This window comes from Streptomyces sp. NBC_00670, assembly GCF_036226765.1.
Lineage (GTDB): Bacteria > Actinomycetota > Actinomycetes > Streptomycetales > Streptomycetaceae > Streptomyces.
In genome coordinates this window covers 2,927,501-2,950,832 of the sequence record NZ_CP109017.1, presented here as the reverse complement: position 1 = coordinate 2,950,832, position 23,332 = coordinate 2,927,501, and the positions used below count along the sequence as shown (strand labels likewise).

Below are 23,332 nucleotides of genomic sequence, written 5' to 3'. Positions count from 1 at the left end.
GGAGACGACAGGTGACAGAAGCGATCCTCCTGGTCGGGGGCAGAGGCACCCGCCTGCGCCCGCTCACGGTGCACACCCCCAAGCCGATGCTCCCGGCGGCCGGCGTCCCCTTCCTCACCCACCAGCTCGCCCGGGCGCGGGCGGCGGGCGTGGACCACATCGTGCTGGCGACGTCGTACCTCGCCGAGGTGTTCGAGCCGTACTTCGGCGACGGCTCCTCCCTCGGCCTCCACCTGGAGTACGTCACCGAGGAGGAACCGCTCGGCACCGGCGGCGCCATCCGCAACGTGGCCGGGCGGCTCCACTCCGGCCCCGACCAGCCGGTCCTGATCTTCAACGGCGACATCCTCACCGGCCTGGACATCCGCGCCCTCGTCCGCACGCACGAGTCGACGGGCGCGGACGTCTCCCTGCACCTGACGAAGGTGACCGACCCGCGGGCGTACGGGCTGGTCCCGACGGACGGGACAGGCCGGGTGACGGCGTTCCTGGAGAAGCCGCAGACCCCGGAGGAGATCGTCACCGACCAGATCAACGCGGGGGCGTACGTCTTCCGCCGCTCGGTCATCGACACGATCCCGGCCGGCCGCCCGGTGTCGGTCGAACGCGAGACCTTCCCCGGACTGCTGGCGGCCGGCGCCCACTTGCAGGGCATGGTCGACTCCACCTACTGGCTCGACCTCGGCACCCCCGCCGCGTTCGTGCGCGGCTCGGCCGACCTGGTCCTGGGCCGCGCCCCGTCCCCGGCGGTGCCCGGGCGCTGCGGCGACCGGCTGGTCCTGCCGACGGCGGAGGTCGCCACGGACGCCAAGCTGACCGGCGGCACGGTGGTCGGCGAGGGCGCGTTCGTCGGCGAGGGCGCCCGGATCAGCGGCAGCACGCTGCTGTCCGGTGCGGTCGTGGAGCCCGGCGCGGTCATCACCGACTCCATGATCGGCGCCCACTCCCGCGTCGGCCGCCGCACGATCCTGACGGGCACGGTCATCGGCGACGGCGCGACGGTGGGCCCCGACAACGAACTACGCGAAGGCACCCGCATCTGGTGCGACGCCCACATCCCGGCGGGCGCGGTCCGCTTCTCGCCGGACGAGTAGGGCTAAGCCAGGGCCACGGCACTGTGTTCGTTCCGCGGCTCCGCCGCGGGGGCGCGACCGGCACGGGGGTTCAGGGGCGCGGGGAACTGCGCGACAAGCCACAACGCACCCGCACCCGCGCAGACACCCCACCCACCCGAGCTCTCACGCGCCCTACAACCGCCCGATATCCCCCCGCCGCATCCGCGGCGCCCGCCGCCCCGGCACCCGCCCACTCAACAACACCAACCGCACCGCCCGATGCCGCTGCCCCTGCCCCGCATACGGCTCCAGCAACGACAACATCACCGCATCATCCGCCCCCCGATCCCCCGCGAGCGCGAACCCCACGATCCCCGGCAGATGCAGATCCCCCACCGTCACCGCATCCGCCGCCCCATGACTCCGCTGCACGGTCTCCGCGGACGTCCACACCCCCACCCCCGGCACCACCTCCAACCGCGCCCGCGCCTCCGCAGGCGCCATCCCCACCCCCTGCTCCAGCCGCGCAGCGACCCGCACCGCCCGCAGAATCGCCGACGCCCGCTTGTCGTCGACCCCCGCCCGATGCCACTCCCAGGAGGGAATCAACGCCCACGTCCGCGGCTCCGGCATGACCCACATCCGCCCCGCCACCGGCCCCGGCGCCACCTCCCCGAACTTCCGTACGAGCAGCCGCCACGCCCGGTACGCCTCGTCCGTGGTCACCTTCTGCTCCAGCACGGACGGAATCAGCGACTCCAGCACAAGACCGGTCCGCGTCAGCCGCAGCCCCGGCCGCCGGTGCCGCACCATCGCCAGCAGCCGGTGCCGCGGCTCGAAGGCGTCGGGATCGTCCAGCGCGCCCAGCATCTCGGGCAGCTTCTCCAGCAGCCACTCCGCTCCCGGCCCCCAGGCCTCCGCCTCGGCGACCCCACCGCGCACCCAGACCCGCAGCGTCCCCGGCCCGACCGGCGTACGGCTGGCCCGCCACACCGACCCGTCCGGCGTCGTACGGAAGGTCGGATCGGCGGGCCCGCGCCGCAGCGGACCGAGCACGAGCCCGAGGTCGAGCGGCCAGGGCAACGCCCAGGACCGCCGCAGCCCGGCGACGGGACGGGGGGACGCCGGCGAGGGCACTGCCGGGGGCACGACGACGTCCCCGCCGCGCATGGTCGTACGCGTGGGCCGAGGAGCGAAACGTCCAGCCACGGAGGAGGTCCCTGAGACGTAGGAGGTGAAAGACGCCTACGAGACTAGGCCGCCTTCAGCCACCCGTTCCCCAAAACCCATGTGCCCCCTGTCACCGCACCGCGAGAAACCCCTCGGCATCCCGCTCCCCCCGCGCCGCCGGCTCCCCCGCCGGATGCCCCACCGCCACCGCCCCCATCGGCTCCCACGCCTCCGGCAGCTCCAGCACCTCCCGTACGACGTCCCGGCAGAACATCGTCGAGGACACCCATGCCGAGCCCAGCCGCTCCCCGGCCAGCGCGACCAGGAAGTTCTGCACCCCGGCCCCCGTGGCGACCACGAACATCTCCCGCTCGGCCGCGTCCCGCCGCGCGTCGCCGTACGTGTGCGAACCGTCCATGACCATGCACGGCACCACCAGATACGGCGCGTTGCGCAGCACGTCACCCCGGCGGACCCGCTTGGCGATGGACTCCTCGCTCTTGCCGTCGCGACGCAGATCGGCGATCCACGCGTCCCGCATGGTGTCGAGCAGCCGGGTCCGTGCCCCGGGCGATTCCAGCAGCACGAACCGCCACGGCGTCGTGTGGTGCGGCGCCGGCGCGGTGACCGCCGCGGCCACCGCCCGCCGTACGGCACCGGCGTCGACGGGCTCGTCGGTGAACGCCCGCACCGTGCGCCGCTGCGTCACCGCCTCCCGTACCGCCTCCGACGTACCGAGCCGGAACATGTCGTCGCGCGCGCCGCGCACCATCGCCCGCGCCCCGTCGCCGGCACCGCCGCCGACGAGGTGCGCAAGGCCGCGCACCACCGCGACGGGCAGCCCGGCGGCCTTGCCCTTGACCAGGTCGCCCGCGGCGGCCAGTTCGTCGGCGGTGGCGACGACCGTCGCGCTCAGCGGATTGCCGTGCGCGTCCGTGCCGCCGCGCAGGTCGTCCAGGACCCGTACGCCCGCGGCACCGATCGCCACGTCCGTCAGCCCGGTACGCCAGGGGCGCCCGAACGTGTCGGTGACCAGCACCCCGACCTCGACCCCGAGCGCGTCCCGCAGCCCGTCCCGCAGCGCCCGTGCGGAGGCGTCGGGGTCCTCGGGCAGCAGCAGTACGGTCCCCTCGGGGGTGTTGGACGCGTCGACCCCGGCGGCGGCCATCACCAGGCCCTGCCGGTTCTCGACGATCCGCAGCGGCCCGCGCCGCGCCACCACCCGTACGGTCTCGGCGTCGATCGCGGCCTCCCGGTCGGCGGCCCGCAGCACGCGCCCCTCCGCCTTGGAGACGATCTTGGAGGTGACGAGCAGCACGTCCCCGTCGGCCAGCTCCGGCTCGGCCGCGGCGATCAGCTTGGCGAGGTCGTCGCCCTGCCGCACCTCGGGCAGCCCGGGTACCGCCCACACCCGGAACCCGGCACCGGCGGTCGACCCGCCACCGATCCCGCTCACGCGACCCGCACCTCCTCCGCCAGCGCGAGCGCCTCCCGGGCCATCTGCGCCGCCGCCTCCGGATCGGTCATCATCAGCGGTACGGCACGGCAGCGGATGCCGGCCGCCTCTACCCGTTCGACCGCCGCCGCGTCGACCGTGTCGACCAGCCAGCCGTCCAGCAGCCCCGAGCCGTAGTGCTCGGCGACCGCCGCGGCCGTCGACTCCACGCCGACCGCCGCGAGCACCTTGTCGGCCATCCCGCGCACGGGTGCGTCGCCGACGATGGGGGAGAGGCCGACGACCGGCACCCCGGCGTCGGCGATCGCCTCGCGGATGCCGGGCACGGCGAGGATCGTGCCGATGGAGACCACCGGGTTCGACGGCGGGAAGAGGATGACGTCCGCCTCGGCGATCGCCTCCAGCACCCCCGGCGCGGGCTTCGCCTGCTCGGCGCCGACCGGGACGACGGCCTCGGCGGGCACGGAGGCGCGCAGCCGGACCCAGTACTCCTGGAAGTGCACCGCCTTGCGCTCGCCGTCCAGTTCCACGGCGACGTGCGTCTCGACGCGGTCGTCCGACATCGGCAGGAGCCGCACCCCAGGCCGCCACCGGTCGCACAGCGCCTCGGTCACCGCGCTGAGCGGGTAACCGGCGCCGAGCATCTGCGTCCGCACGATGTGCGTGGCGAAGTCGCGGTCACCGAGCCCGAACCACTCGGGCCCGACGCCGTAGGCCGCGAGCTCCTCCTTGAGGTGGAAGGTCTCGTCGGCCCGCCCCCACCCCTGCTCCTCGTTGATCCCGCCGCCGAGCGTGTACATCACCGTGTCGAGATCGGGACAGACCTTCAGCCCGAAGAGATGGATGTCGTCCCCGGTGTTCCCGATGACGGTGACCTCGGCATCCGGCACGGCCCCACGCAACCCGCGCAAGAACCGAGCCCCACCAATCCCACCGGCCAAAACCACAATCCGCATGGACACAGTCTGTCAGCCCGCACCCCGGGAAGGGGCGCGGGCTGTGTCGATCTGCGGCTCCGCCGCGCGGGCGCGACCAGCCACACACAAGGCGCACCCGCCAACGAACAAAAGGTCCCGAACTAGAAGGCACCCAAGGGGGCAGCGGGGGCGCAAGCCCCCGCCCCCACCTCCCGTACGGCCGGCATATCCGTCAACCCCGGCCAATACACATGCAAGCTCACCGCAGGTACCAACGCATCGTTGACGACCTCATGCGCGTACCCCGCCGCGAACACCCTCTGCGTCCCCGCCCCCAGCGCCCCCACCCCCCGCGCGCTCCGCTCCGTCAGCACCCCGTCCAGCACCGTCAGCACCCCCGACGACGGCCCGTGCCCGTGCGGCCCGGTGCCCTGCCCGGGGACCCACGACAGCAGCCACACCTCGTATCCGGGCCCGGTCCGCAGCCGGTGGTACCACCGGGACGTCGCGTCGTACCGGACGAGCGGCTCCCACTGCGCGCGGTCGGCCGCGACGGCCCGCGCCAGCCCGGCGAACTCGGCCACGGTGGACGGATGCTCACGCGGCGGCTGGAGCAGATGCGGCACTTCGAGGATGTCGCCGGCGATCTGGAGGTCGCTGTCACTGTTCATGGATGCGGTGGTTCCTCGGCGGAGAGTGGGGCGGGAACGGTACGAGAAGACGCGGAACGCGAAACGCGGGCGCGGATGACCGGAAGCGAACAGACGGCCGGATCACGCATCGCGCGGGTCGAGGACGAAGCCCGGCAGGCGAGGACGACGCCCTCGTGGACCCAACGAGGAGACCGGCCGGACGACTACACCCGGACCCGGCGACGACCGGAGCGACAGACGGCGCTCAACAGCCGGAACAACGACAACAGCTACAGCGGGACCGGGCAGCACCGTGGGACCCGGTGAGCCGGGTCGAGGCGATGGCCAAGTTCGCGAGCATGCCCCCTAGGACACCGGTTCACACTCCCGGTGTCAACTCGTCCCCCGGCCCGTACGGGTGTTTCACCTCATCCGGTGGATCGCCCAGGCGAAAGGTTTGCTCTCCCGGATCCGGGGACACATGGCCCACACCCGGGTGCACGGCCGCCGTTGTGATCCTGTGATACGAACGTGATCAAGTTCGCTTCGACGACCGGGGCGGAACGAGATCGAACGTCTGGGCGTCCTTCCCTGTGAAGGGGTGGAGGCCCGCCGGGGCCCCTGTCGGCTGTCATGATTTAGGCCGATTTGAACACTTACTGCGCCGCCTTGGTTCCGCAGAGTGAATAAGGGGCCCAATAGCAGATCTCGGCTTGACTCGCCCGGAGCAGCACACTTGTAATTTCACTCGTGTCGTTCAGCCGGAATCGGTAACGACCGCATCACGGGGACGCGAAAGACAGACGAGGGGCGCACATGACCGAGCTGGTGGAGCAACTGCTGGTCGACGACGCGGACGAGGAGCTCGGCTGGCAGGAGCGCGCGCTGTGCGCGCAGACCGACCCCGAGTCCTTCTTCCCCGAGAAGGGCGGCTCCACGAGGGAGGCCAAGAAGGTCTGCCTGGCGTGCGAGGTCCGCTCCGAGTGCCTGGAGTACGCGCTCGCCAACGACGAGCGGTTCGGCATCTGGGGCGGTCTGTCCGAGCGCGAGCGCCGCCGCCTGAAGAAGGCCGCGGTCTGACGGCCCGTCGGCCGCCACCACGAACCGCACGAACCGTCCGCACGGGTCGCCCTCCGTGCCGCACGCGCACAACCCGCCCGAACCCTCCGCACAGCACACGCACGACGTACGCACCTCACCCCCGGAACACCCACTCCCCGCCGCACCCCCGCGTCTCGGCGGCGCGCCTCGAAGCGCCCTCGGGACGCCGCGAAACACCACGAACGGCCCGCCGCCGCGGGGTTGTCCACAGGCGGCGGGCCGTGATCTTGCGCAGCCGTTAGTGTGGGCCTCCGTCCGAGACACCCCGCCGTTCCCATGAGGTTCGGGCACGGGTGTCCACCGCAGTCCATCGAACCGGGGCCCGTACCTCGATGTCCGTGCACAGCCACACGGCGGTTCCTCACGACACCGCCCTCCCAGAGTTCCCGCGTCACGTGGTGACCGCGGTGCTCGTCTCCCACGACGGCGCCCGCTGGCTGCCCGACGCGCTCGCCGGGCTGCTCGGCCAGGAGCGCCCGGTGCAGCAGGCCTGGGCCGCCGACACCGGCAGCGCGGACGACTCCGCACGGCTGCTCGCCGAGTTCCTCGGCGACGACCGCGTGCTGCACCTGGCCCGCCGCACGGGCTTCGGCCAGGCCGTCGAAGAGGTGCACCGCACCGCGCCCACGCCCACCGTCGAGGACCTGCCGTACCTCAAGCGCCCCAGCGGCTGGGACCCCGTCACCCGCTCCTGGCGGGACGACACCTACGACCTGCCCGAACTGCCGTACGGCGAACCGGAACACTGGCTCTGGCTGCTGCACGACGACAGCGCCCCCGCCCCCGACGCCCTGGCCCAGCTCCTCGGCGTCGTCGAGCGCGAGCGCGAGGCCGGCCAGGACGACGTCGCCGTCGTCGGCCCCAAGCTCCGCGGCTGGTACGACCGCAGGCAGCTCCTGGAGGTCGGCGTCACCATCGCCAACTCCGGCCGCCGCTGGACCGGCCTGGACCGCCGCGAACAGGACCAGGGCCAGCACGACTACGTGCGCCCCGTGCTGTCCGTCTCCACCGCCGGCATGCTGATCCGGCGTGACGTCTTCGAGGAACTCGGCGGGTTCGACCGGCACCTGCCCCTGATGCGGGACGACGTCGACCTGTGCTGGCGCGCCCAGGCCGCCGGCCACCGCGTCCTGATCGCCCCCGACGCCGTCGTACGGCACGCCGAGGCGGCCTCCCGCGAGCGCCGCGCCGTCGACTGCGTGGGCCGCACCGCCGCCTCCCCGCACAAGGTGGACAAGGCGGGCGCCGTCTACACCCTCCTCGTCAACGCCCGCGGCGCGCAGCTGCCCTGGATGGCCGTCAGGATCGTCGTCGGCACCCTGCTGCGCACGCTCGCCTACCTCGTCGGCAAGGTGCCCGGGCAGGCCCTGGACGAGATCCGCGGACTCCTCGGCGTCCTGCTGCGGCCCGAGCGGATCCTCGCCGGCCGCCGCGAACGCCGGGCCCACCTCGACAAGGACGAGTCCAAGCCCCTGTTCCCGCCGCCCGGCGCCACCCTGAGAGCCACCGTCGAACAGGTCGCGGGCAACCTCATGGGCGGCTCCGACCCCGAGGCGTCCTCGGCCGGCCGGCACGGCGGCGCCGTCGAGTCCGGGCCCGGCGGCGACGACGCCGACTTCCTGGAGATCGAGCAGTTCGCCCGTCTCAAGCGCATCGCCCGCCGCCCCGGCCCGGTGCTCTTCCTGGTGCTGCTGCTCGTCTCCCTGGCCGCGTGCCGCAATCTGCTCGGCGGCGGCGCCCTGGCCGGCGGGGCCCTGCTGCCCGCCCCCGCGGACGCCTCCGAGCTGTGGTCGCGCTACCTCGACGCCTGGCACCCGGTCGGCGCCGGCGGCACCCCGTCCGCGCCGCCCTACCTCGCCGCCGTGGCCCTCCTCGCGAGCGTGCTGCTCGGCTCCACCGGGCTCGCGATCACCGTGCTCCTGGTCTGCTCCGTGCCGCTGGCCGGCCTCACCGCGTACTTCGCCTCGCGCCCGCTGGTCACCTCCCGGCTGCTGCGCGCCTGGGCGGCCGTCGCCTACGCCTTCCTGCCCGCCGCCACCGGCGCGCTGGCCGGCGGCCGCCTGGGCACCGCCGTCCTCGCCGTGCTGCTGCCGCTCATCGCCCGCGCGGGCGTCGCCGCCGCCGGGCTCGCCCACGCCCCGGGCACCCGCGGCAGCTGGCGCGCCACCTGGGCCTACGCCCTGCTGCTCACCGCCACCACGGCGTTCACGCCGATCGTGTGGCCGATCGCGGCCGTGCTCGGCCTCGCCGTCCTGGCCGTGCGCCGCCGCGAGGCGCTCGCGTACCTGCCGCGCTACCTCGTCCAGCTCGGCGTGCCGCTGCTCGTGCTCGCCCCCTGGTCGCTGACGCTGCTGCCGACCGGCTTCTTCCAGGAGGCCGGACTGGAGTTCGGCGCCGGCGCCGCCTCGGCCACCGACCTGCTCGGCGCGAGCCCCGGCGGCCCGGGCACGGTCAGCGGACTGATGCTGATCGGCATCGTGCTCGCCGCGCTCGCCGCCCTGCTCCGCTCCGAGCGCGGCCTCGGCATCCGCACGGCCTGGGCGATCGCCCTGGTGGGCCTCGTCTTCGCCGTCCTGTCCAACGACTCCACCTGGGCCGGACCCGCGACCCTGGTCTACGGCATCGCGCTGCTCGCCGCCGCCGTGCTCGGCGCCGACGGGGCACGCGCGCGCGTGGCCGAACAGAGCTTCGGCTGGCGCCAGCCCGTGGCCGCGCTCATCGCGTTCGCCTCCGCGGCCGGCCCGCTGCTCGTCGCCGCGGGCTGGATGATCGGCGGCGCCGACGGCCCCCTGGAACGCCGCGACCCCGTCCAGGTGCCCGCGTTCGTCGCCGAGGAGAGCACCAGTTCGGACCAGCCGCGCACCCTCGTCCTCGACAGCCCCTCCGCCGCCGACGTCCGCTACACCCTGGTGCGCGGCTCCGGGGCCCGTCTCGGGGACGCCGAACTGGCGGCGGCCGACGGCGAGAACGCGCGGCTCGACAAGGTCGTCGCCAATCTGGTCGCCGGTTCCGGCGCCGACCAGGCCGACGAACTCGGCGGCTTCGCCGTGCGGTACGTGCTGGTCCGCAAGGGCACGCCCCGCCAGGTGAGCCGCGTCCTCGACGCCACGCCCGGGCTGAGCCGGCTCAGCCAGAAGGACGGCAGCGCGCTGTGGCGGGTGGACCGCCAGGTCTCCCGCGCGGCCATCGTGAGCGGCTCCGGGTCCGGATCCGACGCGGGGGCGGATTCCGCCGCCGCCTCCGACGAGCCCGAGGCCGTCGCCGCCGGGCCCGTCGAGATCCACACCAAGATCCCGGCCGCCTCCGGCTCCGGCGACCGGATCCTGCGGATCGCGGACACCGCCGACTTCAACTGGACCGCGACACTGGACGGCAAGCCGCTCACCCGCACCACCGTCGACGGCTGGGCCCAGGGCTTCCAGCTCCCCGCGACCGGCGGGCGGCTGGACGTCACCTACGACACGCCGCTGGCCCACAGCGCCTGGCTGTGGGCGCAGGGACTGCTCGCCGTCGTCCTGGTGGTGCTGGCCCTGCCGGGGCGCCGCCGCGACGTCGATGACGACCTGCCCGACGAGCCGCTCGTCCCCGCCCAGGACCTCACCGGCGACGGCCGCCGCGCCCGCCGTCTGCGCGAACGCGCCGAGAACGCCGAGGCGGCCGAGGCCACCGGGGAGTTCGAGGCGGCCGGGGCCACCGGCGAGGGCGCCGACGGCCCCGTACCCGAGGCGCCGGACGACGAGTTCGCCGTACCGGCCGGACAGCGGGAGGACGACGCGGACCCGGCCGCCGCCGTCCCGCGGCAGTCCGTCCCGCAGCAGGGGTACGACACCTGGGACACCGCCGGCTACCAGGACGCCGAGTACGCCGGCTACCAGGCCGACCCGTACCAGGGCGGCCAGTACTCCCAGGACCCCTACGAGGCACAGCAACAGCCCTATCAGGGCGACCCCTACCAGGGCGCCCAGGCCACCCAGAGCGGCCAGTACGACCCCTACGCCTACGGCGCCGGCGCCCCGTACGACCAGGGGTACGCCCAGGGCTACGACCCGTCGTACGACCCCCAGGCCCCGTACGACCCCCAGGCCCCGTACGACGCACAGACGCCGTACGAACCGGGAGCCCCGTACGACCAGGGCGTCCCCTACGACCAGGGTGCGCCGTACGACCCGGCGCACGACAACGGCACCGACAGCGAGCGCCCCCACGGGAGCCAGCAGTGAAGCGCACCACCCTGTCCCTGATCGCCGGCACGGCCGCGCTCGCCGCCGTCACCGGGTTCGCCACGATGAACGCCCCGGCCGACACCGGGGCGGACACCGCCCGCGCGGCCGCCCAACTGCCCGTGGAGCGCACCAGCCTGCTCTGCCCCGCGCCGAGCAACTCCGACCTGGCCGAGACCGACTACACGTCGTTCACACCGGTCACCAAGGGCACCGGCAGCGACGGCAAGGCGGAGCTGACGGCGGCGGACGGGCAGTCCCCCGACGACGCGGAGGGCGGTGAGGCGAAGAGTGACTCCGAAAAGGGCTCCAGGAGCGACGCGAAGAGCGCCGACACACCGTCACTAAAACCCAAGGAGCCCGGCACCCCGGTCGCCGACGACACCTCCGGCGCCGAGACCCCCGCCCTGGCGGGCATCGCCACCGGCCGGTTCGCGCCCGGCTGGACGGTGCAGCAGACCACCCAGGTCGCCGCCGGCGCCGGCCGCGGACTGCTCGGCACCGCGTGCGGCCTCCCGGACACCGAGTTCTGGTTCCCGGGCGCCAGCACCGCCGCCTCCCGTACGGACTACGTGCACCTGACCAACCCGGACGACTCCGCCGCCGTCGTCGACGTCGAGCTCTACGGCAAGGACGGCGCCCTGAAGACCACCGTCGGCGACGGCATCACCGTCAAGCCGCACGCCAGCGAGCCGCTCCTGCTGTCCACCCTCACCGAGGCCGACGAGAAGGACCTCACCGTTCATGTGAACGTCCGCAGCGGCCGGGTCGCCGCCACCGTCCAGGCCCTCGACGACGAACTGGGCGGCGACTGGCTGCCCGCCACCACCGACCCGGCCACCCGGCTCGTGCTACCCGGCATCCCCACGGACGCCACCGACGTACGGCTGGTCGCGTTCGCGCCGGGCGACTCCGACGCCGATCTGAAGGTGCGGCTCGCCTCGCCCTCCGGGCTGATCACCCCGGCGGGTCACGAGACGGTGCACGTCAAGGCGGGCACGACCACCGCCGTCGACCTCGGCGACCTCACGCGCGGCGAGGCCGGTTCGCTGGTGCTGACCCCGAGCGAGGGCTCGGTGCCGGTGGTGGCCGCCGTGCGGGTACTGCGCGGCAAGAGCGGCAAGCAGGAGACCGCCTTCATCCCGGCCACCGCGCCGGTGGACACCAGGGCGACGGCCGCCGGGAACGGCGCCAAGGGCACGGTGCTGTCCCTGGCCGCGCCCGGCTCGTCGGCGAAGGTGCGGGTGACGGCGTCGGCGGGCAGCGAGGGCGGCACGGCGGCGACCAAGGAGTACTCGATCAAGGGCGGTGCCACCGAGAACGTCACCGTGCCCGTGCCGGGCGGCCTGAAGGGCACGTACGCCCTCACGGTCGAACACCTGTCGGGCGGTGCGGTGTACGCCTCGCGCACCCTTGAACGGACGTACGAGGGCGTTCCCGCCTTCACCGTCCAGACGCTCCCCGACGACCGCGGCACGGTCGCGGTCCCGGAGGCGGACCAGGACCTGTCGGTGCTGCAGAAGTAGGCGACCGGCAGCCCCCTGCCGCCTCCGGGGTCAGTCCTCGCCGCGCGGCGGATCGGCCGTCTCCGGGGTCAGTCCTCGCCGTACCGAGGGTCGACCGTCTCCGGCGTGAGGCCGAGCACCTCCGCGACCTGCTCCACGACCACCTCGTGGACCAGCGCCGCCCGCTCGTCGCGCCCCTTGGTGCGGATCTCCACTGGCCGCCGGTAGACGACGACCCGCGCGGGCCGGCCGCCCTGCGCCGCGACGGTGCCGCCCAGCGGGACGGTGTCGTCGCTCCAGCCCGCCGTGCCGTCGAGCTGGGGCACGTCCAGGACCAGGAAGTCGACGTCCGACAGCTGCGGCCAGCGCCGTTCGAGCCGTTCCACCGAGTCCTGCACCAGGTCCGCGAAGGCCTCGGCGCGGCTCGCGGCGAGCGGCACCTGTGGCGGTGCGATGGGGCCGCGCATGCCTCTGCCGTGCCGGTCGCGGCGGCGGGGCCCGGGGGCGGCGGCGCGGTGCGGTACGAGGTTGTCCATCACTTACGAAGCGTAGCCCCGCCGTCGCCCGTGCGCCCGGCCCCGACGCGACGGGAGCCTGGGGGACGCCGGGGCCGCCCGGACGCGGCACGACCGAAGCGGATCATTCCAGCCAAGCTCGGCTTGATTGCGTATCTTTTAGAGGTCGTCCGAGGTCGCCCGACTCACGCGAATTGATCGTTTTCGTACGTTCTTCTGACTGGATTCCTACCTGTTCGGTATTTCGCCGGTCGCTGTCCTCGCAGGTCAGCGAGGTGGTTCGAACAGTGCGTGTGGGGCGTCTCACACCCCGACACGGGGGAGTGACCTGGGGGAGAGTCGTCGCGGCCCGCTCAAGAGTGCGGTACCGTCCAACGTCGTGAGCCCTGTACGTCGCTGTTCGCGCACCGCTTGCGGCCGTCCCGCCGTAGCGACGCTGACGTACGTCTACGCCGACTCGACCGCGGTCCTCGGCCCGCTCGCCACCTACGCCGAACCCCACTGCTACGACCTGTGCGCCGAGCACTCCGAGCGCCTCACCGCGCCCCGCGGCTGGGAGGTCGTACGCCTGCTGGACGGCTCCGCCCCGGCGCGCCCCAGCGGCGACGACCTGGAGGCGCTCGCCAACGCGGTCCGCGAGGCCGCCCGCCCGCAGCAGCGCGCGGCGGAAGCGGGCGGCGGCCGCACCGCCGACCCGATGGAGGTGGCCCGCCGCGGCCACCTGAGGGTGCTCCGCTCCCCGGACAACTGACGGCGCCCACCCGCCGACCGGCCGGGCCACCACACCTCACGGGCACGCACGGGTACGTTGGGCCAGTCCTCGGACTAGCAAGTAACCCCAGGTGCCCAATGACCTCAGAAAGGCCGGCCGTGGCTGCTGATCTGTCGCAGATCGTGAAGGCGTACGACGTACGCGGTGTCGTACCGGACCAGTGGGACGAGACGCTGGCCGCACTGTTCGGCGCGGCCTTCGTCGAGGTGACCGGCGCGGACGCGATCGCGGTGGGGCACGACATGCGGCCCTCGTCGCCCGGCCTGTCCGACGCCTTCGCGCGCGGCGCGGCGGCCCGGGGCGCCGACGCCACCCACATCGGCCTGTGCTCCACCGACCAGCTCTACTACGCCTCGGGCGCGCTGGACCTGCCGGGCGCCATGTTCACCGCCTCGCACAACCCGGCCCGGTACAACGGCATCAAGCTGTGCCGCGCGGGCGCCGCCCCGGTCGGCCAGGACACCGGCCTGACGGAGATCCGGACACTGGTCGAACGGTGGAGCGCGTCGGGCGCCCCGGAACCGACGGAACGTCAGGGAACCCTCACCCGGCGCGACACGTTGAACGACTACGCGGCGCACCTGCTCTCCCTCGTCGACCTGACCTCGGTCCGCCCGCTGAAGGTCGTCGTCGACGCGGGCAACGGCATGGGCGGGCACACGGTGCCGACCGTCCTCGCCGGCCTGCCCCTGACCCTCGTCCCGATGTACTTCGAACTGGACGGCACGTTCCCGAACCACGAGGCCAACCCGCTCGACCCGGCCAACCTCGTGGACCTGCAGCGGCGTGTCCGCGAGGAGGGCGCCGACCTCGGACTCGCGTTCGACGGCGACGCCGACCGCTGCTTCGTCGTCGACGAGCGGGGCGAGCCGGTCTCCCCGTCGGCGATCACCGCACTGGTCGCCGCGCGCGAACTCGCCCGGTACGGCGGCCGGGGCACGGTCATCCACAACCTGATCACCTCCCGGTCGGTCGCGGAGGTGGTGCGCGAGAACGGCGGCACCCCGGTCCGCACCCGGGTGGGCCACTCCTTCATCAAGGCGGAGATGGCGAGGTCCGGCGCGATCTTCGGCGGCGAGCACTCCGCGCACTACTACTTCCGCGACTTCTGGAACGCGGACACGGGCATGCTGGCCGCCCTGCACGTCCTCGCGGCCCTGGGCGGCCAGGAGGCCCCGCTCTCCCGCCTCGTCGCCGCGTACGACCGCTACGCCGCGTCGGGCGAGATCAACTCCACGGTCGACGACCAGCAGGCCCGCCTCGCGGCGATCCGCGCGGCGTACGAGCCCCGCGAGGACGTCACCCTCGACACCCTCGACGGCCTGACGGTCTCCACCAAGGACTGGTGGTTCAACGTCCGCCCCTCCAACACGGAACCCCTCCTCCGCCTCAACGCGGAGGCGAAGGACGACCCCACGATGACGAAGATCAGGGACGAGGCCCTGGCTCTGATCAGAGCGTGAGGCGTCCTCACGTCTGTCGGGGGCGCAGGGGCGCAGCCCCGAGCCCCCGGGGGTCCAGGGGGCAGAGCCCCCTAGGGGCCGCCTTGTAGGGGGCCCGGGGGCGAAGCCCCGCACGTCTTTCGGGGCGCAGGGGCGGAGCCCCGCGGGGGTGCAGGGGGCGAAGCCCCCGCCGGGGCACGGGGCGGAGCCCCACCCCACCCCACCCCACCCCACCCCCACCCGCCCCTCGGGGTCGAAGGGGCGGAGCCCCTGGAGGGACGGGAAGGGTAGGGGCGGCGGGGGCGAAGACCCCCCCCTGGCCCACCCCCACCCGCAGCCCCCCACAGCGGTACCCTGACCAGGCCACCCACGCCCACCCCACCTCCACCCCGAAGGGACCCCCGACATGCCGCTCGAAGCCGGCCTCCTCGAGATCCTCGCCTGCCCGGCCTGCCACGCCCCCCTCAAGGAGGCGGACAACGAGCTGATCTGCACCGCCGAGGCCTGCGCCCTCGCCTACCCCATCCGCGACGGCATCCCCGTCCTCCTCGTCGACGAGGCCCGCCGCCCGGCGTAGGGCATCCGCCGGGCCGCCCACAACGACACGAGCGCCGGGCCGCCGACAACGGCACGAGAAGACCCCAGCCCACCCCCCTGCTCGTCGCCGCCCCGCGCCCGGAGGCCCCGCACCATGCTCGACGAATCGCTGCTAGACACCCCCGCCGCACTCGCCGAAGCCGACCGCCGCGGCCTCCTCCGCGGCGCCGCCGAGGCCGGCGCCCGCGTCCGCACCGCCCTCCGCCACGCCACCGAGGCCGGCATCGGCCAACTGCAGCCGGACGGCCGCCCCCGCGCCATCCTGATCGCGGGCCCCGGCACCGCCTCCGCCGGCGTCGCGGAACTGCTCACCACCCTCGCCGGCGCCGCCTGCCCGGTCACCCGCGTGCACCCCACCGGCGTGGCCCCCGCCCCCGGCGCCCTGCGCTGGGAACTCCCCGGCTGGGCCGGCCCCGTGGACCTCCTCCTGGTGGCCACCCCCGACGGCAACGAACCCGGCCTCGCCCTGCTCGTCGACCAGGCCTACCGCCGCGGCTGCACGGTCGTCGCCGTGGCCCCCACCAGGACCCCGATCGCGGACGCGGTCGACCGCGCCCACGGCCTCTTCGTCCCGATGGCATCCGCCCCGCACGAACCCCCCACCCCGTACGAACCGCCCACCCCGGACCACCTCCGAGAAGCCGGAATCCCCGGCACCGCCCCGGAACTCTCCGAACCCCGCAGCCCCGAGCCGCCCGCCCCCTCCGCCCCCGGCGTCCTCTGGGCCCTGCTCACCCCCCTCCTCGCCCTCCTGGACCGCACCGGCCTGCTGACCGCACCCCCCGAGACGCTGGAGAAGGTCGCCGACCGCCTCGACCGGGTCGCCGAACGCTGCGGCCCCGCCATCGCCACGTACGGCAACCCGGCCAAGACCCTCGCCGCCGAACTCGCCGACAGCCTCCCGGTGATCTGGACGGAGGGCACCTCCGCGGGCCCCGCCGGCCGCCGCTTCACCGCCGCGCTCGCCGAACTGGCCGGCCGCCCCGCGGTCACCGCGCAGCTCCCCGAGGCGCTCGCCGCCCACCGCGTCCTGCTCTCCGGCCCGCTCGCCGCCGGCGCCGACCCCGACGACTTCTTCCGCGACCGCGTCGAGGAGCCCGCCGCCCTCCACGCGCGCGTGGTGCTGCTCCGCGACCGCCCGATCGGCGGCCTCAGCGCGGCCCCCGCCGCCCGCGAACTGGCGTTCGGCCACGACACACCGATCAGCGAACTGGAACCGGAGGAGGGCGGGGAACTGGAGACCCTCGCGGAACTCATCGCCGTCACGGACTTCGCCGCCGTCTACCTGGCCCTCGCCTCGAACGCCTGACCAGAACGACCGGAACGCCACAGATCACCCACCACACCAGTCGCACCCACCACCCGCATCGCCACCGCGCCCACACCCCACACCACCCACACCGCCCACGGGGCCCCGGGGCCCCACCCGTCCCGGAGACACCACACATGGACCGCCTCACCAACACCGTCCGCCCCTACGCCTGGGGCTCCACCACCGCCCTCCCCGCCCTGCTCGGCGAGGAGCCGACCGGCGAGCCGCAGGCGGAGCTGTGGATGGGCGCCCACCCCGGCGCCCCCTCCCGCACCCCCCGCGGCCCCCTCGACCAGGTGATCACCGAGGCCCCGGAACGCGAACTGGGCGAGCGGACGGTCGCGGCGTTCGGCCCCCGGCTGCCGTTCCTGCTCAAGCTCCTCGCCGCCGGCGCCCCCCTCTCCCTCCAGGTGCACCCGAACCTCGACCAGGCCAGGGAGGGCTACGAGGACGAGGAGCGCCGCGGCGTCCCGATCGACGCCCCGCACCGCAACTACAAGGACGCCAACCACAAGCCCGAACTGATCTGCGCCCTCACCGAGTTCGACGGCCTGTGCGGCTTCCGCGACCCGGCCGAGGCCGCCGCCCTCCTCGAAGGCCTCGGCGTCGACTCCCTCAAGCCGTACGCCGACCTGCTGCGCGCCCACCCCGAGGACGCCGCCCTGCGCGAGGTCCTCACCGCCGTCCTGACCGCGGACCCCGACGAGATGCACCGCACGGTCACCGAGACCGCCGCCGCCTGCGCCCGCCTCGGCGGCCCCTACGCCCCGTACGCCGGCATCGCCCACCACTACCCGGGCGACCCCGGCGTCATCGCCGCGCTGCTGCTCCACCACGTACGGCTGCAGCCCGGCGAGGCGCTCTTCCTGGGCGCCGGCGTCCCGCATGCCTACCTCGACGGCCTCGGCGTCGAGATCATGGCCAACTCCGACAACGTGCTGCGCTGCGGACTGACCCCCAAACACGTCGACGTCCCCGAACTCCTGCGCATCGTCCGCTTCGAGGCCGGCGACCCGGGCGTACTGCGTCCGGAGGCGGGCCCCGACGGCGAGGAGCTCTACGAGACCCCCATCGACGAGTTCCGCCTCTCCCGCCACGTCCTGGCCGAGGGCGCCGCCCCGCAGGACCTCACCCGCCCCGCCCCGCAGATCCTGCTCTGCACGGCGGGCACGGTGCGCGTGGGGGAGGAGGACCTGACGCCGGGCCACTCCGTCTTCGTCCCGGCCGGCGAGACGGTCCGGGTGAGCGGCCCCGGCACCCTCTTCCGCGCCACGGTCGCCGTCTGAACCACCGCCGGGCCGCGAGCGGTTCGGGCGGCCCGGCGCATCCCCGCCGCACCGGGCTGCAAGAATGACCCACCGGCAAAGGACGGGCAAAGCCCGGCACGAGCGACCACGACGGCCACGCACGACGGCACCGGCGGTCCGCACGGGCTTACGACGGTTACGAAGGGACAACGCGACCACATGAGCGCGTCAGGCGGCACCAGGGCGATCGTGGCGGCACTCGGCGCCAACCTCGCCATCGCGGCATCGAAGTTCGTGGCGTTCGCCTTCAGCGGCTCGTCCTCGATGCTGGCGGAGGGCGTCCACTCGGTCGCCGACTCCGGCAACCAGTTCCTGCTCCTCATCGGCGGCAAGCGCGCCCAGCGCGAGGCGACCCCGCAGCACCCCTTCGGCTACGGCCGCGAGCGGTACATCTACGCCTTCCTCGTCTCCATCGTCCTCTTCTCCGTCGGCGGCATGTTCGCCATCTACGAGGGCTACGAGAAGATCAGCCACCCCCATGACGTCGAACACTGGTACTGGCCGGTCGGCGTCCTCGTCTTCGCGATCCTCGCCGAGGGCTACTCCTTCCGCACCGCCATCAAGGAGTCCAACCAGACCCGCGGCACCCTCTCCTGGGTCGAGTACGTCCGCCGCGCCAAGGCCCCCGAACTGCCCGTCGTCCTCCTGGAGGACTTCGGCGCCCTCATCGGCCTCGTCCTCGCCCTCGGCGGCGTCGGCCTGGCCCTGCTGACCGGCGACGGCGTCTGGGACGGCATCGGCACCGTCTGCATCGGCGTCCTCCTCGTCCTGATCGCCCTCGTCCTGGCCGCCGAGACCAAGTCCCTGCTCCTCGGCGAGTCCGCGGGCGCGGAGGAGGTCAGGAAGATCGAGGCCGCGATCGTCGACGGCGACACCGTCACCCGCGTCATCCACATGCGCACCCTCCACCTCGGCCCCGAGGAACTCCTGGTCGCCGCCAAGATCGCCGTCGAGCACGACGACACGGCCGACGAGGTCGCCGTCGCCATCAACGCCGCCGAGGCCCGCATCCGCGCCGCCGTCCCCATCGCCCGCGTCATCTACCTCGAACCGGACATCTACAGCGAGGCCGAGGCCACCAGGGGCGCCGACCGCGAGGCCACCCCCGGCGGCCCCACCCCCACCGACGCCCCCGGCCACTGACCCACCCGCGCGCCGCGCACACGGCCGGAACCGGCCCCTCCCGCCCCGACGCGGACTGGGGCCCACCCGGCAGCCCGGTGTAGCTTGGAGGCGAGCCAGACGTCGCTGCTGATGGCGGTCGGGCGGTCCCCTCACGGACCGGCCGAGGGAGAGAGGGCCTCCGACGGACTGCGCTGCGCGCACTCGGGCACGCGTACGCCCCGGGGCACACCCGTGCCCTCCCGGGCACCGCCGTGCCGACGGGCTGCCGCGCAGACCAGCCGTACCCACCTCGATCCGACCCCGAGGAGCAGCACACCATGACGACTGTCGACAACCGACAGGACTTCAAGGTCGCCGACCTCTCCCTGGCCGAGTTCGGCCGCAAGGAGATCACCCTCGCCGAGCACGAGATGCCCGGCCTGATGGCCATCCGCAAGGAGTACGCCGAGGCCCAGCCCCTCGCCGGCGCCCGCGTCACCGGCTCCCTGCACATGACCGTGCAGACCGCCGTCCTCATCGAGACCCTCGTCGCCCTGGGCGCCCAGGTCCGCTGGGCCTCCTGCAACATCTTCTCCACCCAGGACCACGCCGCCGCCGCCATCGCCGTGGGCCCCGACGGCACCCCCGACAACCCCCGCGGCATCCCCGTCTACGCCTGGAAGGGCGAGACGCTGGACGAGTACTGGTGGTGCACCGAGCAGGCGCTGACCTGGCCGGACAGCCCCACCGGCGGCCCCAACATGATCCTGGACGACGGCGGCGACGCCACCCTCCTCGTCCACAAGGGCGTCGAGTACGAGAAGGCCGGCAAGGTCCCCGCCCTGGACACCGCCGAGTCCGACGAGCACCGCGTCATCCTCGAACTTCTGCACCGCACCATCACGGACGGCTCCCAGAAGTGGACACAGCTGGCCTCCGAGATCCGCGGCGTCACCGAGGAGACCACCACCGGCGTCCACCGCCTGTACGAGATGCAGCGCGACGGCACCCTCCTCTTCCCGGCGATCAACGTGAACGACGCCGTGACGAAGTCGAAGTTCGACAACAAGTACGGCTGCCGCCACTCCCTGGTCGACGGCATCAACCGTGCCACCGACGTCCTCATCGGCGGCAAGACCGCCGTCGTCTGCGGCTACGGCGACGTGGGCAAGGGCTGCGCGGAGTCCCTGCGCGGACAGGGCGCCCGCGTGATCATCACCGAGATCGACCCGATCTGCGCCCTCCAGGCGGCGATGGACGGCTACCAGGTCACCACCCTGGACGAGGTCGTCGGCCTCGCCGACATCTTCGTCACCACCACGGGCAACAAGGACATCATCATGGCCTCGGACATGGCCAAGATGAAGCACCAGGCCATCGTCGGCAACATCGGCCACTTCGACAACGAGATCGACATGGCCGGCCTCGCCAAGGTCCCCGGCATCGTCAAGGACGAGGTCAAGCCCCAGGTCCACACCTGGACCTTCCCGGACGGCAAGAAGATCATCGTGCTCTCCGAGGGCCGCCTGCTGAACCTGGGCAACGCCACCGGCCACCCGTCGTTCGTGATGTCCAACTCCTTCGCGGACCAGACCCTGGCCCAGATCGAGCTGTTCACCAAGCCCGACGAGTACCCGACCGGCGTCTACGTGCTGCCCAAGCACCTCGACGAGAAGGTCGCCCGCCTCCACCTGGACTCGCTCGGCGTCAAGCTCACCAAGCTCCGCCCCGAGCAGGCCGCGTACATCGGCGTCGAGGTCGACGGCCCCTTCAAGTCGGACCACTACCGCTACTGAGCCCCTCCGCCCGGCTGCCGTGCATGCCCGGCAGCCGGCCGGCGACTCAGGCCCGGTGAGCGAGCAGGCCCCCGCACCCCCGTGACGGGGGCCTGCCCGTCCGGCCCTCCGGCCGCACCAGCCCGTTCACGACCCAGGAACCCCATGCCCCGCGGCCGGTATTCGCTCCACGATCCGCACGATCACACCTCCCTCGGCGAAGAACACTTCCAGTGCGCGCCCGGCCCCTCCGGCTGGCGCTACGTCGCCCAACGCACCTCCCCCTCCGGCGACCCCACAGGCTCCGTCGACCTCGCCCTCGACGAACTGGGCCGCCCCATCCGGCTCGAACTGCGTGCGGCGGACTGGCAGGTCCGCGGCGCCGCCCTCGACGGCGTCACCTGGGTCCGCACCGACCCCACCGGAACCCACGCCACCGAAGGCAATGTGCGCGCCCACGCCTTCACCGGCACGTCCCCGGCGTTCCTCGTCGCCACCGCCCGTCTCCTGCGCCTCACCCCCTCTACCTCCGCGACGCGCATACGCCTCGTCGCACTCACGGATCCGGTCCTCGCCCCCCGCACCGTGGACCAGTCCTGGGCCTTGGTCCAAAGAGAAGCACACGCCACTGACAACGGCCCTCTGACCGTGGAGAAGTACCAGGTCACAGACCTGGACACGGGTGAGCAGCACACCGTTCACCTCACTGGCGACGTGGTCCTCGAAGCCCCCGGCATCGAGCTGGAGGACCTGCAGTCCCCGCCGTCCGTCTTTCCCTGACCCCGGCCTCGCCGGCACGGCGGACCCGCGCCGGGCGCGTCCGACTCAGGCAGGCGGCACGAACCCGGTGGCGGGACGGTCGGGCCGCGGCTCCCGTACGGCGCCGGCGGAGGGCACTTGCGGAGACGCGGAAGCGGTGGCTGCCTGCGGAGGCGTCGGGACCGCTGCCGGGGGAGCTGCCGTCTGCCAGGCCGCCGGAGCCTCGGATGCGCCCGTGGCGAGCGGCGCGGCCGGATACGGCTGCGGGTGAGCGGCAGCAGGGTGCCCGCTTTCCGGCGCCCCTGTTCCCGCACCGGAGGCCCGGCGCACCTCCCGCAGCTGACGCTCGTGCATCACGGCCGCCAAAAACGCGGCCGGCGGCAGATCGGACGGCACCGGCGCCCCCGTACGCGCGGCCAGATCACCCGCGAGCCGCTCCGCCATGCCCCAGCCCACCCCCGGATCCAGCTGCGGCATCCGCGTCAGGTACTGCCGCACCGCCAGCCACAGCCCGTCCGGCACCGCCGACAGATCGAGTCCGGCGAACCTCCCCGCCAGCCATGGCGGGGGAGGAGGCACGAAACCCGTCCGCCCGACCGGGATCCGCTCCCGCACCACCAGCGTCCCGGCGAACACGTCACCGAGCCGCCGCCCTCGTGCCGACACGAGGGAGGCGATGCAGGCCACGACGCCGAACGTCATGAGGATCTCCACGACTCCGATCGCACCCCGCACCAACGCGTGCCGGAACCGGATCGGCCCGCCGTCGTCCCGCACCACCCGCAATCCGCACGCCACCTTCCCCAGCGACCGCCCGTGGCTGAGCGTCTCCACCGCGATCGGCCCGCCCACCAGCACCAGCAGGAACGCGGCGATGGACAGGGCGATCTGCGCGGCCTCGTCGAGGCCCGACGCGGAAAGCGCCAGTACGACCATCACAACGATGTACGCCACCACCGTCACGACCAGATCGAGCGCCACCGCGAGCACCCGGCTCGGCAGCCTCGCGGGCCGCAGCTCCAACGCCACGGCCTCGCCCGTCACCAGCTCGCTCACACCGCGTTCCTTCCCTGGTCCACCCCACCCCCGGCCAGTCTGCCAAGCTGAGAGCAGATCGCGCCGCAGTACGACAAGCTGACGTACGGGGCGCAGTACCGGCTGACCGCGGGACGAACGGACGAGGAGCGGCACACCCATGGACCTCGACGTCTTCGCCGCCGCGCACCGCGCCGAATGGGACCGCCTCGACGCCCTGCTGCGCCGCCGGCGCCGTCTGACGGGAGCCGAGGCCGACGAACTCGTCACCCTCTACCAGCGTGCCGCCACCCACCTGTCCCTGATCCAGTCCAGTGCCCCGGACCCACAGCTCACCGGCCGCCTCAGCCGGCTCGTGGCACGCGCGCGTGCCACCGTCACGGGCACTCGCCGCGCCTCCTGGCGCGACATCACCCGCTTTCTGACGACGGGATTCCCCGCCGCCGTCTACAGGTCACGTCACTGGTGGGTACCCACCGCGCTGCTCTCCACGGCGGTCGCCGTACTCCTGGGGTGGTGGATCGGCACTCATCCGGAGGTGCAGTCCACGATCGCGGCGCCCAGCGAACTGCGCGAGCTCACCCGGCCCGGCGGCGAGTACGAGACCTACTACTCGAGCCATCCCGCGGCGTCCTTCGCCGCCCAGGTATGGACGAAC

19 protein-coding genes (1 of these 19 only partly in view) are annotated in these 23,332 nt (G+C 73.6%); 13 read left to right on the top strand and 6 right to left on the bottom strand.

Annotated elements, in window-relative coordinates; translation table 11 throughout:
• Positions 1 to 11: 11 nt before the first annotated feature.
• Complete coding sequence (locus OIE12_RS13025) at positions 12 to 1,094, top strand: NDP-sugar synthase (RefSeq protein ID WP_329134905.1); 1,083 nt, start codon at positions 12 to 14, stop codon at positions 1,092 to 1,094.
• A 153-nt stretch (positions 1,095 to 1,247) separates the two neighbouring features.
• On the opposite strand, the gene OIE12_RS13020 is transcribed toward OIE12_RS13025, so the two are convergent.
• The 4 genes from OIE12_RS13020 to OIE12_RS13005 all read right to left on the bottom strand — a co-directional run bounded on the left by OIE12_RS13020 (position 1,248) and on the right by OIE12_RS13005 (position 5,269).
• On the bottom strand, positions 1,248 to 2,264 hold the full coding sequence (locus OIE12_RS13020) for a DNA-3-methyladenine glycosylase family protein (RefSeq protein WP_329134903.1): 1,017 nt from the start codon (positions 2,262 to 2,264) through the stop codon (positions 1,248 to 1,250).
• A 91-nt stretch (positions 2,265 to 2,355) separates the two neighbouring features.
• Positions 2,356 to 3,681, bottom strand: coding sequence for a coenzyme F420-0:L-glutamate ligase (locus OIE12_RS13015; protein WP_329134901.1), 1,326 nt, complete (start codon positions 3,679 to 3,681; stop codon positions 2,356 to 2,358).
• Positions 3,678 to 4,637 (bottom strand): 2-phospho-L-lactate transferase, encoded by a 960-nt coding sequence (gene cofD, locus OIE12_RS13010; protein ID WP_329134899.1) that lies wholly within the window; start codon positions 4,635 to 4,637, stop codon positions 3,678 to 3,680. Before cofD ends, OIE12_RS13015 begins: the two co-directional genes overlap by 4 nt.
• Positions 4,638 to 4,759: 122 nt before the next feature.
• Positions 4,760 to 5,269, bottom strand: coding sequence for a cysteine dioxygenase (locus OIE12_RS13005; protein WP_329134897.1), 510 nt, complete (start codon positions 5,267 to 5,269; stop codon positions 4,760 to 4,762).
• A gap of 777 nt (positions 5,270 to 6,046) precedes the next feature.
• Between OIE12_RS13005 and OIE12_RS13000 the strand changes: the two genes are divergently transcribed.
• The 3 genes from OIE12_RS13000 to OIE12_RS12990 all read left to right on the top strand — a co-directional run bounded on the left by OIE12_RS13000 (position 6,047) and on the right by OIE12_RS12990 (position 12,077).
• Positions 6,047 to 6,310 (top strand): WhiB family transcriptional regulator, encoded by a 264-nt coding sequence (locus OIE12_RS13000; protein WP_030377564.1) that lies wholly within the window; start codon positions 6,047 to 6,049, stop codon positions 6,308 to 6,310.
• A gap of 353 nt (positions 6,311 to 6,663) precedes the next feature.
• A complete protein-coding gene (locus OIE12_RS12995; RefSeq protein WP_329134891.1) occupies positions 6,664 to 10,551 on the top strand; it encodes a glycosyltransferase in 3,888 nt (1,295 codons plus the stop codon).
• Complete coding sequence (locus OIE12_RS12990) at positions 10,548 to 12,077, top strand: DUF5719 family protein (RefSeq protein WP_329134889.1); 1,530 nt, start codon at positions 10,548 to 10,550, stop codon at positions 12,075 to 12,077. The genes OIE12_RS12995 and OIE12_RS12990 overlap by 4 nt, the downstream gene beginning before the upstream one ends.
• Before the next feature lie 68 nt (positions 12,078 to 12,145).
• On the opposite strand, the gene OIE12_RS12985 is transcribed toward OIE12_RS12990, so the two are convergent.
• A complete protein-coding gene (locus OIE12_RS12985) occupies positions 12,146 to 12,592 on the bottom strand; it encodes a metallopeptidase family protein (protein WP_329134887.1) in 447 nt (148 codons plus the stop codon).
• A 358-nt stretch (positions 12,593 to 12,950) separates the two neighbouring features.
• Between OIE12_RS12985 and OIE12_RS12980 the strand changes: the two genes are divergently transcribed.
• The 8 genes from OIE12_RS12980 to OIE12_RS12945 all read left to right on the top strand — a co-directional run bounded on the left by OIE12_RS12980 (position 12,951) and on the right by OIE12_RS12945 (position 21,660).
• Positions 12,951 to 13,322, top strand: coding sequence for a DUF3499 domain-containing protein (locus OIE12_RS12980; protein WP_006143699.1), 372 nt, complete (start codon positions 12,951 to 12,953; stop codon positions 13,320 to 13,322).
• Positions 13,323 to 13,441: 119 nt separating this feature from the next.
• Positions 13,442 to 14,806, top strand: coding sequence for a phosphomannomutase/phosphoglucomutase (locus OIE12_RS12975; RefSeq protein ID WP_329134885.1), 1,365 nt, complete (start codon positions 13,442 to 13,444; stop codon positions 14,804 to 14,806).
• Positions 14,807 to 15,191: 385 nt separating this feature from the next.
• Positions 15,192 to 15,362, top strand: a complete 171-nt coding sequence (locus tag OIE12_RS12970; RefSeq protein ID WP_329134883.1) for a Trm112 family protein — start codon at positions 15,192 to 15,194, stop codon at positions 15,360 to 15,362.
• Between the two features lie 114 nt (positions 15,363 to 15,476).
• Positions 15,477 to 16,691 (top strand): SIS domain-containing protein, encoded by a 1,215-nt coding sequence (locus OIE12_RS12965; RefSeq protein WP_329134881.1) that lies wholly within the window; start codon positions 15,477 to 15,479, stop codon positions 16,689 to 16,691.
• Between the two features lie 137 nt (positions 16,692 to 16,828).
• The gene (gene manA, locus OIE12_RS12960) at positions 16,829 to 17,980 is read left to right on the top strand and encodes a mannose-6-phosphate isomerase, class I (RefSeq protein WP_329134879.1); all 1,152 of its coding nucleotides are present in this window, start codon (positions 16,829 to 16,831) and stop codon (positions 17,978 to 17,980) included.
• A 180-nt stretch (positions 17,981 to 18,160) separates the two neighbouring features.
• Positions 18,161 to 19,144, top strand: coding sequence for a cation diffusion facilitator family transporter (locus OIE12_RS12955; RefSeq protein WP_329134877.1), 984 nt, complete (start codon positions 18,161 to 18,163; stop codon positions 19,142 to 19,144).
• A gap of 299 nt (positions 19,145 to 19,443) precedes the next feature.
• A complete protein-coding gene (gene ahcY / locus OIE12_RS12950; RefSeq protein WP_329134876.1) occupies positions 19,444 to 20,901 on the top strand; it encodes an adenosylhomocysteinase in 1,458 nt (485 codons plus the stop codon).
• A gap of 144 nt (positions 20,902 to 21,045) precedes the next feature.
• On the top strand, positions 21,046 to 21,660 hold the full coding sequence (locus OIE12_RS12945) for a hypothetical protein (RefSeq protein ID WP_329134874.1): 615 nt from the start codon (positions 21,046 to 21,048) through the stop codon (positions 21,658 to 21,660).
• A 45-nt stretch (positions 21,661 to 21,705) separates the two neighbouring features.
• Here OIE12_RS12945 and OIE12_RS12940 read toward each other — a convergent pair whose 3' ends face one another.
• The gene (locus tag OIE12_RS12940; RefSeq protein WP_329134872.1) at positions 21,706 to 22,695 is read right to left on the bottom strand and encodes an RDD family protein; all 990 of its coding nucleotides are present in this window, start codon (positions 22,693 to 22,695) and stop codon (positions 21,706 to 21,708) included.
• Positions 22,696 to 22,834: 139 nt separating this feature from the next.
• Here OIE12_RS12940 and OIE12_RS12935 point away from each other — a divergent pair, with 139 nt between their 5' ends.
• Positions 22,835 to 23,332: the start of a stage II sporulation protein M gene (locus tag OIE12_RS12935; protein ID WP_329134870.1), read on the top strand. 510 nt of this gene lie beyond the right edge of the window; the window shows 498 of its 1,008 coding nt (coding positions 1-498); it begins with the start codon at positions 22,835 to 22,837; the stop codon falls past the right edge of the window.